A 14,318-nucleotide genomic window follows, 5' to 3' on the forward strand; every position below is an offset into this window, starting at 1 on the left:
CGCCGGCGCATCGGCCGGCCCCGCTATGAGGTCAGTATCTGGTCGGATCCGCGGCGCAGCGCGCCGCGGTCCGTGCTGGTCGGAGAGCCCGCTTCAGGCAGCGATCGCTTCGCGGCCGCTGTCCTTGGCTTCCTGCTCCTTGGCATACATCTCGCCCAGCGCGCGCTTGTACTCGGTCGGGAAGACCTTGACGAACTTGCGGCGCGCGGTGGTCCAGTCGGCCAGCAGCGCCTTGGCGCGTTCGGAGCCGGTGAAGCGGAAGTGCTGCTCGATCAGCTGGCGCAGGATGACTTCGTCCACCTGGCGCTCGCCACCGACCTTGTGCCAGGTGGCAGGCGACTGGCCCTTCTCCTGGTCGGCCGCGGCCAGCACCGCTTCCAGCGCCACCATCGAGGTGTTGCAGCGCTTGTCGAACAGGCCGTCCTCGTCGTAGACGTAGGCCACGCCGCCCGACATGCCAGCCGCGAAGTTGCGGCCGGTGCCGCCCAGCACAACCACGGTACCGCCGGTCATGTACTCGCAGCCATGGTCGCCGGTGCCTTCCACCACGGCCATCGCGCCGGAGTTGCGCACCGCGAAGCGCTCGCCGGCCACGCCGTTGAAGAAGGCCTCGCCGGCGATGGCGCCGTACAGCACGGTGTTGCCGACGATGATGTTGCGGGTCGGGTCGCCGCGGAACTCGTGCGGGGCACGCACGATCACGCGGCCGCCCGACAGGCCCTTGCCCACGTAGTCATTGCCGTCGCCCACCAGGTCCAGCGTGATGCCGTGCGCCAGGAACGCCCCGAACGACTGGCCGGCGGTGCCCTGCAGCTGGATGTGGATGGTGTCGTCAGGCAGGCCTTCATGGCCGTACTGCTTGGCCACCACGCCCGACAGCATCGCGCCCACGGTGCGGTTGACGTTCTTCACCGGCTGGATGAAGGACACGCGCTCGCCCTTGTCGATGGCGGGGCGGGCCTTGGCGATCAGTACGTGGTCGAGCGCCTTGCCGGCTTCGGCCGAGAGGCCGTGATCCTGCACGTCGGTATGGTAACGCGGCACTTCCGGCGCCAGCGACACCTGGTGGAAGATGCGTGCGAAGTCCAGGCCGCGCGCCTTCCAGTGTTCGACGCCGGCACGGGTGTCGAGCAGGTCGGCACGGCCGATCAGCTCGTCGAAGGTGCGGATGCCCAGCTGGGCCATCAGCTCGCGCGCTTCCTCGGCGACGAAGAAGAAGAAATTGACGACGTGCTCGGGCTTGCCCTGGAATTTCTTGCGCAGCACCGGATCCTGCGTCGCCACGCCCACCGGGCAGGTGTTCAGGTGGCATTTGCGCATCATGATGCAGCCCTCCGCGACCAGAGGCGCGGTGGCGAAGCCGAACTCGTCCGCGCCCAGCAGCGCGCCGATCACGACGTCGCGGCCGGTCTTCATCTGGCCGTCGGCCTGCACGCGGATGCGGTTGCGCAGGCCGTTCAGCAGCAGCGTCTGCTGCGTCTCGGCAAGGCCCAGTTCCCACGGCGTGCCGGCGTGCTTGATCGACGACCACGGCGAAGCACCGGTGCCGCCGTCATGGCCGGCGATCACCACGTGGTCGGCCTTGGCCTTGGCCACGCCGGCCGCCACGGTGCCCACGCCCACTTCCGACACCAGCTTGACCGAGATGTCCGAGACCGGATTGACGTTCTTCAGGTCATGGATCAGCTGCGCCAGATCTTCGATCGAGTAGATGTCGTGGTGCGGCGGCGGCGAGATCAGGCCGACACCCGGCACCGAGTAGCGCAGCTTGCCGATGTAGTCGGACACCTTGTGGCCGGGCAGCTGGCCGCCTTCGCCGGGCTTGGCACCCTGCGCCATCTTGATCTGGATCTGGTCGGCCGAAGCCAGGTACTCGGCGGTGACGCCGAAGCGGCCCGAGGCGACCTGCTTGATCCTGGAACGCAGCGAGTCACCGGCCTGCAGTTCCAGGTCGCGCTCGATCACGTTGTCGCCCAGCAGGCCCTTCAGGGTGTCGCCCTGCTTGATGGGGATGCCGCGCAGTTCATTGCGATAGCGCTTCTCGTCCTCGCCGCCTTCGCCGGTGTTGGACTTGCCGCCGATGCGGTTCATCGCCAGCGCCAGCGTGGTGTGGGCCTCGGTCGAGATCGAGCCCAGCGACATGGCACCGGTGGCGAAGCGCTTGACGATTTCCTTGGCCGGCTCGACTTCCTCCAGCGGAATCGCCTTGGCCGGGTCGACCTTGAACTCGAACAGGCCGCGCAGCGTCATGTGGCGGCGGCTCTGGTCGTTGATCAGGTTGGCGTATTCCTTGTAGGTCTGGTAGGCACCCTTGCCGTCGTTGGCGCGCACCGAGTGCTGCAGCTTGGCGATGGAGTCCGGGGTCCACATATGCTCTTCGCCGCGGATGCGGAAGGCGTACTCGCCGCCCGCATCCAGCATGTTCGCCAGCACGGGGCTGTCGCCGAAGGCGTCGCGATGCAGGCGCAGCGCTTCCTCGGCCACCTCGAAGATGCCGATGCCCTCGACATTGGAGGGGGTGCCGTGGAAATACTTCTGCACCAGTTCGCGCGACAGGCCGATGGCTTCGAAGATCTGCGCGCCGGTGTACGACATGTAGGTGGAGATGCCCATCTTGGACATCACCTTGTGCAGGCCCTTGCCGATCGCCTTGACGAAGTTCTTGATCGCCTTCTCGGGCGACAGGTCGCCGGACAGGCCCGTGGCCATGTCGGCCAGGGTTTCCATCGCCAGGTAGGGGTGCACGGCTTCCGCGCCGTAGCCGGCCAGCAGGGCAAAGTGGTGCACTTCGCGTGCCGAGCCGGTTTCCACCACCAGGCCGGTGGAGGTGCGCAGGCCCTTTTCCACCAGGTGGTGGTGGATGGCCGAGGTGGCCAGCAGCGCGGGGATCGCCACCTGCTCGGTGTCGACGCGGCGGTCCGACACGATCAGGATGTTGTAGCCCGAACGCACGGCATCCACGGCCTCCGCGCACAGCGAGGCCAGGCGCGCCTCGATGCCTTCCTTGCCCCAGGCCTTCGGATAGCAGATGTTCAGTTCGTACGAACGGAACTTGCCGCCGGTGTAGTGCTCGATGTTGCGGATCTTGGCGATGTCCTTGAAGTCCAGCACCGGCTGGGACACTTCGAGACGCATCGGCGGGTTGATGTTGTTCAGCTCGAGCAGGTTGGGCTTGGGACCGATGAAGGACACCAGCGACATCACCATGTTCTCGCGGATCGGATCGATCGGCGGGTTGGTGACCTGCGCGAACAGCTGCTTGAAGTAGTGGTACAGCGTCTTGTTCTTCGACGACAGCACGGCCAGCGGGCTGTCGTTGCCCATCGAGCCGGTGGCTTCCTCGCCGGATACCGCCATCGGCGCCATCAGGAACTTGACGTCTTCCTGGGTGTAGCCGAAGGCCTGCTGGCGGTCCAGCAGCTTGGCGGCCGGCTTCTTCTCGGCGGCCACGTCCTCGGGCTTGGCGTCCAGCTCATCGAGCTTGATGCGCACGGCATCGATCCAGCTCTTGTAGGGCTTGGCGTTGGCCAGGTTGTCCTTGAGCTCCTTGTCGTCGATGATGCGGCCCTGCTCCATGTCGATCAGGAACATCTTGCCCGGCTGCAGGCGCCACTTCTGCACGATGCGCGACTCGGGGAAGGGCAGCACGCCGGCTTCCGAGGCCAGCACGACGAAATCGTCCTCGGTCACGTAGAAACGCGCGGGACGCAGGCCGTTGCGGTCCAGCGTGGCGCCGATCTGGCGGCCGTCGGTGAAGCAGATGGCGGCGGGGCCGTCCCACGGCTCCATCATGGCGGCGTGGTATTCGTAGAAGGCGCGACGGTTGTCGTCCATCAGCGTGTGCTGTTCCCAGGCTTCCGGGATCATCATCATCATCGCGTGGACGAGCGGGTAGCCGGCCATCGTCAGCAGTTCGAGGCAGTTGTCGAACGAGGCGGTGTCGGACTGGCCCGGGTAGATCAGCGGCCACAGCTTGGGCAGGTCGTCGCCGAGCACCGGCGAGGAGATCGCGCCGGTACGGGCGTTGATCCAGTTGACGTTGCCCTTGACGGTGTTGATTTCACCGTTGTGGGCGACCATGCGGTACGGGTGGGCCAGTTCCCAGGCGGGGAAGGTGTTGGTCGAGAAGCGCTGGTGCACCAGGGCCAGGGCCGACACGGCGCGTGCATCCTGCAGGTCCAGGTAGTACTCGCCGACCTGGTTGGCCAGCAGCAGGCCCTTGTACACGACCGTGCGCGCCGACATCGACGGTACGAAGTACTCCTTGCCGTGCTTGAGCTTGAGCGCCTGGATGGCGTGGCTGGCCGTCTTGCGGATCACGTAGAGCTTACGCTCCAGCGCATCCGTGGTCATGATGTCGCGGCCACGGCCGATGAAGATCTGGCGGATCACCGGCTCCGTCGTGCGCACGGTCGGCGACATCGGCATGTTGATGTCGACCGGCACGTCGCGCCAGCCCAGCACCACCTGGCCTTCCAGGCGCACGGTGCGCTCGAGCTCCTGCTCGCAGGCCAGGCGCGAGGCGTGCTCCTTCGGCAGGAAGATCATGCCGACGCCATATTCGCCGGCCGGCGGCAGGGTCACGCCCTGCTTGGCCATCTCTTCGCGGTAGTAGGTATCCGGGATCTGGATCAGGATGCCCGCACCGTCGCCCATCAGCGCATCGGCGCCGACCGCGCCCCGGTGGTCGAGGTTCTCCAGGATCTTCAGGCCCTGCTGGATGATCTCGTGGCTCTTCTTGCCCTTGATGTGCGCGACCATGCCGACGCCGCAGGCATCGTGCTCGTTGCTCGGGTCGTACATGCCCTGCGCCTGCGGGCGGAGGTCGATGGCGGAGGAAGACTCGCTGGCCTGCGCTTGGGCCGAAGAAGTGTGCAATTGGTCCACGGGCTGGATTCCGGTGAGGGCTGCGCAGCCAGCAAGGCAGACCGAAACGGGACCGTGCGCTGCCTTCTGTCCTGCGCCCGGGAAACCGGCCGGCGGAGAGGCAGCGATCTACGGACCGCAGCGGCGTACACGAGCGTGACGCGCCGCACAATGACTGTGGGTTGAGCAACTATAAGAGAATCGCGCAAGCATCGCAAAAAAATTAAATGGGGTCAGATACCATTTAATCTCGCACCACTTTCGTCATGGGTTTTAAATGGGGACAGATTAATGCTCCACGGCGGTGCCTAGTGCAGTGCCTGGTGCTTCCTCCCCGCCCTCGAGCATGGTGGAACGGCGCGGCCTCCCCTTGGGCAGTGGCTGGATACGCCGTGGCGCATACCGCTCCAGCTGTGCCAGGAAGGCGGCGTCGCCAAGTGGCCAGCCACTGTGGGCGTGCTGGCGCAGCGTGGCGAGCTGGCTGCCCGACAGACCTTCGGCGCTCAGTGCTCGATAGTTGGACTGCCGCTCGAAGGGTGTATTGCCCAGGCTCCAGTAGGCAGAGTGATCGCTTACAAAGGCACTGGCCTCGATGCCGGCATGGTGCCGGTAGCTGCTCCAACGATCGACTTCCGGCGACGCGGCTTCGCCGGCTCGCACGGCATTGCCCTCGACGTAGAGCATGGCCGGCAGCATCCAAACCGTCGGGTCGAATACCGCTGAGCGGAAGCGCCCTTCCCACAGCGTGCCGCTGCGACCGGCGGCCCGGTTGAAGTGACGGGCGTAGCGGCGGCCGACCGCCTGCATGGCCAGGCTCAGCGAGTCAGCCTGGCGCGGCGTGGCGACGAGATGGACGTGGTTGGGGCGCAGCGCATAGGCGTGGACGGCCAGATCGTGCTCGCGCGCGGCCATGCGCAGGCAGTCGAGGTAGTGCAGGTAGTCGTCGGCGACGAGGAAGACGGGTTGACGGTTGTTGCCGCGCTGCAACACCAGGGCCGGCTGGCCGGCGGGAGAGAAACGGGGGAGTCGTGCCATGGGAATTCAAGCGGATGCCATGGTGCCATCATAGCCTGATCCGTCCCCATTTTCCCGCCACCGTCCGGGTGGCGGGGCCGTGGCGGGCTCAATGCAGGCTCATGCCCCTTCGGCGACGGCGAAGATACGCCGGTGCTCGCGGATCGCATAGCGATCGGTCATGCCGGCGATGTAGTGGGCGACCAGGCGCGCCTGGTCGCCGCCGGGCCCGGCCTGGTACTGCGGCGGCAGCAGGCGCGGATCGTCGAGGAAGGCGCCGAACAGGTCGCTGACGATGCGCTGGGCCTTGGCCGACATGCGCATGACCTGGTAGTGGCGGTACAGATGGCGGAACAGGAAGCGCTTGAGCGCCGCCGCCTCGTCCTGCATCGGCTTGCTGAAGGCGACCAGCGGCCCGGCCGCGCGCACCGCGTCGATGCTGGCCGGCGCCTGCGCAGCGATGTTGCGGCTGGTGGTCTCGATCAGGTCGACGATCAGCGTATTGATCATGCGCCGCACCGTCTCGTTGATCAGCCGGCGACCGTTGATGCCGGGGAACAGCGCGGCAGCCTCGGCCCGGTGCCTGGTCCACATCGGCACTTCGTCGAGTTGGTCCAGCGTCAGCAGGCCCGAGCGCAGGCCGTCGTCGATATCGTGGTTGTTGTAGGCGATCTCGTCGGCGAGGTTGGCCAGCTGCGCCTCCAGCGAGGGCTGCGTGCCCTCCAGGAAGCGCCGGCCCAGTTCGCCGAGCGCGGCGGCGTTGACGCGCGAGCAATGCTTGAGAATGCCTTCCCGCGTCTCGAAGGTCAGGTTCAGCCCGTTGAAGCCACCGTAGCGCTCCTCCAGCTCGTCCACCACCAGCAGGCTCTGCAGGTTGTGCTCGAAGCCTCCGTGGTTCTTCATGCAGGCGTTCAGCGCATCCTGCCCGGCGTGGCCAAAGGGGGTATGCCCCAGGTCGTGCGCCAGCGAGATGGCCTCGACCAGATCCTCGTTGAGCCGCAGGTTGCGCGCGATCGAACGGGCGATCTGCGCCACCTCCAGGCTGTGCGTCAGCCGGGTGCGGAACAGGTCGCCTTCGTGGTTGACGAAGACCTGGGTCTTGTACTCGAGGCGGCGGAAGGCGGTGCTGTGGATGACCCGGTCGCGGTCGCGCTGGAATTCGCTGCGCGAGGACGATGCGGGTTCGATGTGGACCCGCCCGCGGCTGCGCAGCGAGCGGGCGGCATAGGGGGCAAGGTGGCTTTCAAGGTCGGTCATGCGGCAATCCGGGGGTCCATTGAGGGGATCTCGGGCTGCGAGGCATCACCGTCCGTTCAGGCGACGGTCGCCTCTGCGGGAGGTTTCAATATCGCGTGCTGCAGCGTGGCGCGCAGGTCCGCGTCGGGCACGGTGGTGATGAAGGCATCGCCCAGCTTCTTCAGCAGGATGAACTTGATGCTGCCGGCCTCGGCCTTCTTGTCCACCTTCATCAGTTCGATGTAGCGCTCGGTACCGAGTTCCGGCGCCACCGACGGCAGCATCGCCGCCTCGACCAGCCGGCGCAGGCGCGCACGCGTCTGCACATCGATGAAGCCCAGGCGCAGAGACAGGTCGGCCGCCATCACCATGCCGCAGCCGACAGCCTCGCCGTGCAGCCACTCGCCGTAGCCGAGACCCGCCTCGATGGCGTGGCCGAAGGTGTGGCCGAAGTTCAGGATGGCGCGCAGTCCACCTTCGCGCTCATCTTGCGCCACCACATTTGCCTTGATCTCGCAGGAGCGCTGCACCGCCAGCGCCATCAGTTCGGGATCGCAGGTGTTCAGCGCCTGGATATGCTGCTCGATCCACTCGAAGTAGCCTGCATCGGCAATCGCGCCGTGTTTGATCACCTCGGCCATGCCCGCGGCCAGCTCGCGCGGAGGCAGGGTCTGCAGCGCCTCGATGTCGGCGATCACCGCGCGCGGCTGGTGGAAGGCGCCGATCATGTTCTTGCCGAGGGGATGGTTGATGCCGGTCTTGCCGCCCACCGAGGAATCGACCTGGGCCAGCAGCGTGGTGGGCATCTGCACGAAGGGCACGCCGCGCATGTAGCAGGCCGCGGCAAAGCCGGTCATGTCACCCACCACCCCGCCGCCGAGCGCCACCAGCGTGGTCTTGCGGTCGGCACCAGCGCGCAGCAGCGCGTCGAAGATCAGGTTGAGCGTTTCCCAGTTCTTGAAGGCCTCGCCATCCGGCAGCGTGACGACGCGCACGGTCTTGCCCAGCGAAGCCAGCGCCGCCTCGACGCGCGCCGCATACAGCGGCCCGACGGTCTCGTTGGTGACGATGACGGCGTGCTGGCCGCGCACGTGAGGCTGGAGCAGGTCGGCCCGGCCAAGCAGGCCGCCGCCGATATGGATGGGATAGCTGCGCTCTCCCAGGGAGACTTCAAGCGTGATCATGGGGTCGTGTGTGGCGCCGGACCGGCCGGCACATCGTCGCCGGCAACGTGGAAGCCGGCCATTTCAAGTTGCATCAAGACCATATTAGCAAGCTGCGCGACAGAAGGCTTGCCGGTCTCGATGATGAAGTGAGCCACTTCGCGATAGAGGGGGTCGCGCGCGGTGTACAAGGCTTCGAGCCGCCCCTTGGGATCCTCGGTCTGCAGCAGCGGGCGATTGCGGTCGTGGCGGGTGCGCAGCCACAGGTCGTGCGGACTGGCGCGCAGGTAGACCACGGTGCCGCGCGCATGCAGCAGGGCGCGGTTCTCCGGACGCAGCACCGCGCCACCGCCGGTCGCCAGCACGATGCCGCTGCGCTGCGTCAGCTCGTCGATCATCTGGGCCTCGCGCTCGCGGAAGCCCGCCTCGCCTTCGTGCTCGAAAATCACGGGGATACGCACGCCGCAGCGCGCTTCGATCTCATGGTCGGAATCGAAGAACGGATAATCCAGGCGCCGGGCCACGGCGCGGCCGACGGTGGTCTTGCCGGCGCCCATCAGGCCGACGAAAAAGAGATTCGGGCGGGAGGCTGTCACGGGGGATAGAACGCGGGAGGCCGGTGCGCACCGGGCCTCCCCTGTCTCGAACTGCATCATCTTCGTCTTTTGGCCCGCTCTGGGCAAGTGCCGCATGCGGCAGCAGGGCCGGGGCGATAAAAAAAGGCCGCATCAGCGATGCGGCCTGCCAGTCTACTGCATAGCGCGCCGGCGGGGCTATTTCAGGGAGACATTGTCGTTCAGGATGCGCGGCGTCAGGAACACCAGGAGTTCCGAGCGGTTGTTGACGCGGGAATTGTCCTTGAAGAGGTTGCCGAGCACCGGAATATCACCCAACCAAGGCACTTTATTGCTGTTGTTGCTCTCCGTCTGCATGAAGATGCCGCCGATCACCACCGTTCCGCCGTTATCCACCAGTACCTGGGTCTGCACGTGCTTGGTGTCGATGGCGAAGCCGGCCGTGGTCTGGATGCCGACGCTGTCCTTGTTGACATCCACGTCCAGCAGCACATTGCCCTCCGGCGTGATCTGCGGCGTCACCTCCAGCTTCAGGTTGGCCTTGCGGAACTGCACGGAAGTCGCACCGCTGGAGGTGGCGGCCTGGTAGGGCAGCTCCGTGCCCTGCTCGATCAGCGCCTTGACGTTGTTGGCCGTCACCACGCGCGGGCTGGAGATGATCTTGCCGAGCCCGTCGGCTTCCAGCGCCGACAGTTCGAGCGCGACGAAGCGGCTGGCACCGGCATTGAACAGGCTGATGGCCGCGGTCGCCGGGTTGACGCCGTTGATCACGGCGGCCGGCAGGCTGACCGCCGGGCTGTTGTCCCAGGTCGCATTGGCCGTCACCGGACTGACCACGTTCGAGTAGGTATTGCCGTAGCCCGCGCCATTGGTCTTGGAGGCAAAGCCCAGTTTCACGCCCAGGTTGCGGCTGAAGGAGTCGGTGGCCTCGACGATGCGCGCCTCGATGATGACCTGGCGTACCGGGATATCGATCTTGCCCAGGAAGTTCTGCACTTCCTCCAGCTTGCTGGCGACGTCGGAGACGAACAGCTGGTTGGTGCGCGCATCCGCGGTCAGCGAGCCGCGCTTGGACAGCATGCGGGTATTGCCCATGGTGCCGCCGACACCGCCGGCGACCGTGGCGGTGGTGCCCAGGCCGGAGCCGGCCGCGCCCGGGCCGCCGACCGCCTGGCCGAGCAGCATGCGACGTACATCGTCGGCGCGCTGGTAGTTGAGCTGGAATACCTGGCTGCGGATCGGCTCCAGCTCGCTGATCTGCTGCTGTGACTCGAGCTCGAGCTTTTCCTTGGTCGCCAGCTCCGACTTGGGCGCCACCCACAGCACGTTGCCGCTGCGGCGCGAAGCCAGGCCCTTGGCGTCCAGCACGATCTGCAGCGCCTGGTCCCACGGCACGTCCTTGAGACGCAGCGTCAGGTTGCCCTGCACGGTATCGCTGGTGATGATGTTCAGGTTGGTGAAGTCGGCGAACACCTGCAGCAAGGAGCGGATATCGATGCTCTGGAAGTTCAGCGAAAGCCGTTCACCACGGTAGCCCGGTCCGCTGATCAGCTTGGCGGGATCTTCCTTGACCGGCCGCACCTCGACCACGAACTGCGTGTCGGTCTGGTAGGAGCTGTATTCCCAGTTGCCACGTGGCGAGATGGTCAGGCGTGCGTTGCCGTCGGCATCGCTGGCGCGCAGCGACTGCACCGGCGTGCCGAAATCCATCACATCGAAGCGGCGGCGCAGGCTTTCGGGCAGCGCGGTACCGATGAAGTCGACCACCACGTTCTGGCCCTGCTGCGCGATGTTGACACCGGAATCGCGCGAGGACAGGTCGACCACCACCCGTCCGGCACCATCGGTGCCGCGGCGGAAATCGATGCTGCGCACGGCAGGGCGCAGGCCCGACGCAGCCGGGGAAGCCAGCGCGGCGCTCGGGGCGAAGGTCGGCGCGGCCGCCTTGCTCTGCGGCGCGACATTGTCGATGCGCACGAGGAAACGCGATCCGCTCAGCTCGGTGCGATAGGTGGCGGGCCGCCCCAGGTCCAGCACCACGCGCGTGCGATCGCCCGTCTGCACCACGCTGGCACCACGCACCAGCTTGCCGCCGTAGCTGTACTGCGCGCGGCCCGCGGCAAACCCGGTGTTGACGAAGTCGATGGCGATGCGCGCCGGACTCTGCGTGGAGAAATCCACAGGCGGCTGCGCCGGCGACGCAGCCAGGTCGATGGTGAAGACGGTCTGCTCACCGACAGTGGCCACGTCCACCGACTTGACGAGATTCGGCGACGTACTGCCTTGCGCCCATGCCGGCGACAGCGCCAGCGACAGCGCCAGCGACAGCACCATCGCGGCGGCGGCGAAGGCGCGCGTCCAGCGTTGCGCGCTCATGCCGCTCCCTCCAGTTTCAGGCTGGTCATTTTCTGTTTCCACTCCCCTACCCCTTCCCGGACCAATTCACGCAACTCGATCGTCTGATCAGTGATGCGGACCACCCGGCCATAGTTCTGGCCGAGGTACTGACCCACCTTGACGTGGTGGATCTTGTTATCTACCTGGACGATGCCGTAGGTTTCGCCGCGCTTGTGCATGGCCCCCAGCATCTTGAAGTTCTCCAGCGGAAAGTCTTCCAGCGGCTCGCGCCGCCGGCCGGCTTCCGGGGATTCGGAAAGCACCCGGTTGAGATCGCCGATCTTGGTCTGCGAAAAGGGTTCGGGAGCATTGCGCCCCGCGTACTCGCGCGGCACGAAGGGGGTAGGCTGCGGCAGGGGCGCGGGCGGCGGCGCCTTGGCGGTGCGGGTCGAGGCCATCCAATGGCGCAGCGCGTCCTCCTCGCCGTCACCACAGGCGCTGAGCAGCGCGGCCCCCAGCAACGCGGCGCCGAGCACGCGTATGCGGCCGGCAGGAAGGGAGCGGATCAGCCGGATCATTTGGCGCCTCCCGGCTGGCCTGCGCCCTTCTTGTTCTTGGCCGCATCGGCGGCTGCCTTGCGCTGCGCCGCCTGCTCGTCAGCGTCCAGCGTGCGATAGGCCATCGCCTCCGCCTCCATGGTCAGGCCGCTGCCGTCCTTGCCGGCGGTGAGCTGCAGGCCCCGCATGGTGACGATACGCGACAGCGCCGCCACGTCGGCGTTGAACTGTGCCACGTCGTGATAGCGGCCCGTGACCTTCAGGTTCACCGGGATCTCGGCGAAATAAGGCTTGATGACCGCGGCCTGCGGCTTGAACAACTCGAACTGCAGGCCTCGGGCCACGCCCGCATGGTTGACGTCGGCCAGCAGCGCGTCCATCTCGGTCTTGTTCGGGAGCTGTCGCTCCAGCAGGGCGACGCGCTGCTCGACCTCGCGCTTCTGCTCCCGCAGCGCGGCCAGGTTGGCGATCTGCGCCACCTTGGTCTGGTACGCCTGCTTCAGGGTGTTCTGCTCGTTGCGCCTGGCATCGAGCTCGTCGAACTTGCCGCTCCAGTAGAACTGCCAGCCGAGCACCAGCACCAGCAAGCAGGCCAGCAGCGCGAACGCCACCCGCGGCGCCTGCGGCCAGGTCTCGGGCTCGTTCAGGTTCAGGCCGCGGAACTGGCCGGCCAGGTCATTGAGAGCGGCCAGCGAGATTTCGGAATTGAGCGCCATGATCAGCCCTTGTTCGCCGCGGCAGGCACCGTGGGCATGGAGGCGGCAGCACCGCCGGCCCCGCGTCTTGCCTTGCCGGCGTCGGCCGCCTCGGGCGCCCGATAGGCAAAGCGCATCGAGAAGTCGAACAAGCGGCGTTGCTCGCGCAGGTTGTTGGTCATGGTCACCGCCTTGGACTCGACCAGTTCGGCCTTGTCGAGCCAGGCCACCTGGCCGATGTTGCGCAGCAGTTCGGAAACGCGCTCGTTCGACTGGGCCACGCCGGACACGGTGAAGCTGTCGCCGGTCTGCTTGAGGCTGGTCAGGTAGACGCCTTCCGGCACCTGGCGCACCAGTTCCTCCAGCAGTTGCACGGGGCGGTTGCGTTCGGTCTGCAGGCTCTCCACCGCCTGCTGCCGTTGCAGCAGGGAATCGATGTCCTTCTTCAGCGCATCGACTTCGCGGATCTGGCCATCCATGCGCGCGTTCTCCTGGCGCAGCATCTGGTTCAGTCCTTCCTCGGCACTGACGCGGCTGTCGATGTAGAAGCCGCCCAGCAGCACCACCAGCAGGCCACCGCCAGCGGCAGCCGCCAGCATCGTGTAGACCTTCCTGCGCCGGGCGGCCTTGCGTGCTTCGTGGTAGGGCAGCAGGTTGACCGACGGGATCGAATGGATCGGCATGATGTCTCCCGTCGGGCTATTGCAATCCGCGCAGCGCCAGCCCGGCGCCGACGATGTAGGCCGGCAGGTCGCGCTGCAGGTAGCGTTCGTTGACCTTGCCGGCGGTCGCCATATTGGCGAAAGGATTAGCGAGCGTGGTGGTGATGTGGGTCTGCTGCTCGATCGCCGCCTGCACGCCCAGCAGCGAGGCGTGGCCGCCGGACAGCAGGATCTCGTCGACCCGGGCCACGCCGGAGCCGCTGATGAAGTTGCGCACCGCGCCGTCCACTTCCTCGGCCAGCATCTGCAGCGAAGGCTTCAGCAACTGGGTGCGCCAGGCTTCCGGCAAGGTGTTCTTGCGCTTCTTGACCTCGGCCTTGAGCGCGTCGAGCGAGAACATGCGGGCCACGCTCTGCGTGAGCTGGTCACCATAGCTGCCCAGCGCCTGCTCGTACAACTCCTGCCAGCCCTGGTAGAAGATGGCCTTGGAACGGCTGCCGCCCAGGTGCACCACCGCCACCACCGGCAGCATGCGCGCATCGGCTTCGGAGAGCGCTTCCGGCACGCCGAGCATGTGGACCACGGAGCGCTGCACGGCGTACTCCTCGATGTCCATCACCTGCGGTTTCAGTCCGGCCATCTCGGCGGCGGTGACGCGTTCCTGCACACGGTCGCTGTTGGCCGCCGTCACGCGCACGCCGATGCCGCCCTCGGTCTCGTTGGGACCGATCACGGCAAAATCGAAGTTGACGGGTTGCGATGGCGGATAGAGGCGGTGCGCCTCGGATTCCACCTGCAGATAGAGTTCGTCGTCCGTCAGGTTGTCGGGCAGGCTGACGGTCTGCGACTCGGTCAGCATGGACGGCACGCCCAGCACCACATCCTTGGTGCGGATGCCGGCCTTGCCCAGCGCACGCTTGAGCGCGGCACCGACCGCTGCGATATCGACCACGTTGCCATCGGCAACGGCATTGCGGTCCAGCAGTTCGCTGGCGCATTTCTCCAGCCGGTAGTCCTGCTTGCTGCCGCCGACCGACAGCTCCACTACCTTGACGCTGGACGAACCAATATCCACGCCGACCGTAGTCCGGCGCAGAAGCCCCGACAAGATGCCCCGTCGCAAGGTGACCCCCTGACATTTGAACTCGCCCCTGGCATGTCTGCTCTAATTGGACGAATCCTGTTTCTTGGATGAAACGTTTCCCGTTTTCTG

Annotated in this window: 10 protein-coding genes; all 10 read right to left on the reverse strand. The window is 66.5% G+C overall.

Annotation, left to right across the window (positions count from 1 at the left end; genetic code table 11):
• Positions 1–93: 93 nt before the first annotated feature.
• The gene (locus BKK81_RS00205) at positions 94–4,803 is read right to left on the reverse strand and encodes a glutamate synthase-related protein (protein WP_231908067.1); all 4,710 of its coding nucleotides are present in this window, start codon (positions 4,801–4,803) and stop codon (positions 94–96) included.
• 351 nt (positions 4,804–5,154) lie between these two features.
• A complete protein-coding gene (locus tag BKK81_RS00210) occupies positions 5,155–5,901 on the reverse strand; it encodes a transposase (RefSeq protein ID WP_071010059.1) in 747 nt (248 codons plus the stop codon).
• A 99-nt stretch (positions 5,902–6,000) separates the two neighbouring features.
• Positions 6,001–7,137 carry a deoxyguanosinetriphosphate triphosphohydrolase gene (locus BKK81_RS00215; protein WP_071010061.1) on the reverse strand — a complete coding sequence of 379 codons (1,137 nt, stop codon included), beginning with the start codon at positions 7,135–7,137 and terminating at the stop codon, positions 6,001–6,003.
• Positions 7,138–7,193: 56 nt separating this feature from the next.
• Entirely contained in the window at positions 7,194–8,300 is a 1,107-nt protein-coding gene (gene aroB, locus BKK81_RS00220) for a 3-dehydroquinate synthase (protein WP_071010063.1), read from the reverse strand.
• Positions 8,297–8,836, reverse strand: coding sequence for a shikimate kinase (locus BKK81_RS00225; protein ID WP_071010064.1), 540 nt, complete (start codon positions 8,834–8,836; stop codon positions 8,297–8,299). The genes aroB and BKK81_RS00225 overlap by 4 nt, the downstream gene beginning before the upstream one ends.
• Before the next feature lie 216 nt (positions 8,837–9,052).
• A complete protein-coding gene (gene pilQ / locus BKK81_RS00230; protein WP_071010069.1) occupies positions 9,053–11,230 on the reverse strand; it encodes a type IV pilus secretin PilQ in 2,178 nt (725 codons plus the stop codon).
• A complete protein-coding gene (locus BKK81_RS00235; protein ID WP_071010074.1) occupies positions 11,227–11,769 on the reverse strand; it encodes a pilus assembly protein PilP in 543 nt (180 codons plus the stop codon). Before BKK81_RS00235 ends, pilQ begins: the two co-directional genes overlap by 4 nt.
• The gene (locus BKK81_RS00240) at positions 11,766–12,464 is read right to left on the reverse strand and encodes a type 4a pilus biogenesis protein PilO (RefSeq protein ID WP_071010076.1); all 699 of its coding nucleotides are present in this window, start codon (positions 12,462–12,464) and stop codon (positions 11,766–11,768) included. The genes BKK81_RS00235 and BKK81_RS00240 overlap by 4 nt, the downstream gene beginning before the upstream one ends.
• Before the next feature lie 2 nt (positions 12,465–12,466).
• Positions 12,467–13,126, reverse strand: a complete 660-nt coding sequence (locus BKK81_RS00245) for a PilN domain-containing protein (protein WP_071010078.1) — start codon at positions 13,124–13,126, stop codon at positions 12,467–12,469.
• A 16-nt stretch (positions 13,127–13,142) separates the two neighbouring features.
• On the reverse strand, positions 13,143–14,213 hold the full coding sequence (gene pilM / locus BKK81_RS00250) for a type IV pilus assembly protein PilM (protein ID WP_167366680.1): 1,071 nt from the start codon (positions 14,211–14,213) through the stop codon (positions 13,143–13,145).
• Positions 14,214–14,318: the final 105 nt, after the last annotated feature.

Source organism: Cupriavidus sp. USMAHM13, assembly GCF_001854285.1.
GTDB classification, from domain to species: Bacteria; Pseudomonadota; Gammaproteobacteria; order Burkholderiales; family Burkholderiaceae; genus Cupriavidus; species Cupriavidus malaysiensis.

Bases quoted from the DNA above. Each gene is read 5' to 3' on its own strand.
- BKK81_RS00235 (WP_071010074.1), bottom strand. From the start codon at position 11,769: ATGATCCGGCTGATCCGCTCCCTTCCTGCCGGCCGCATACGCGTGCTC.
- BKK81_RS00245 (WP_071010078.1), bottom strand. From the start codon at position 13,126: ATGCCGATCCATTCGATCCCGTCGGTCAACCTGCTGCCCTACCACGAA.
- BKK81_RS00215 (WP_071010061.1), bottom strand. From the start codon at position 7,137: ATGACCGACCTTGAAAGCCACCTTGCCCCCTATGCCGCCCGCTCGCTG.
- BKK81_RS00240 (WP_071010076.1), bottom strand. From the start codon at position 12,464: ATGGCGCTCAATTCCGAAATCTCGCTGGCCGCTCTCAATGACCTGGCC.
- pilQ (WP_071010069.1), bottom strand. From the start codon at position 11,230: ATGAGCGCGCAACGCTGGACGCGCGCCTTCGCCGCCGCCGCGATGGTG.
- BKK81_RS00210 (WP_071010059.1), bottom strand. From the start codon at position 5,901: ATGGCACGACTCCCCCGTTTCTCTCCCGCCGGCCAGCCGGCCCTGGTG.
- aroB (WP_071010063.1), bottom strand. From the start codon at position 8,300: ATGATCACGCTTGAAGTCTCCCTGGGAGAGCGCAGCTATCCCATCCAT.
- BKK81_RS00225 (WP_071010064.1), bottom strand. From the start codon at position 8,836: ATGGGCGCCGGCAAGACCACCGTCGGCCGCGCCGTGGCCCGGCGCCTG.
- BKK81_RS00205 (WP_231908067.1), bottom strand. From the start codon at position 4,803: ATGTACGACCCGAGCAACGAGCACGATGCCTGCGGCGTCGGCATGGTC.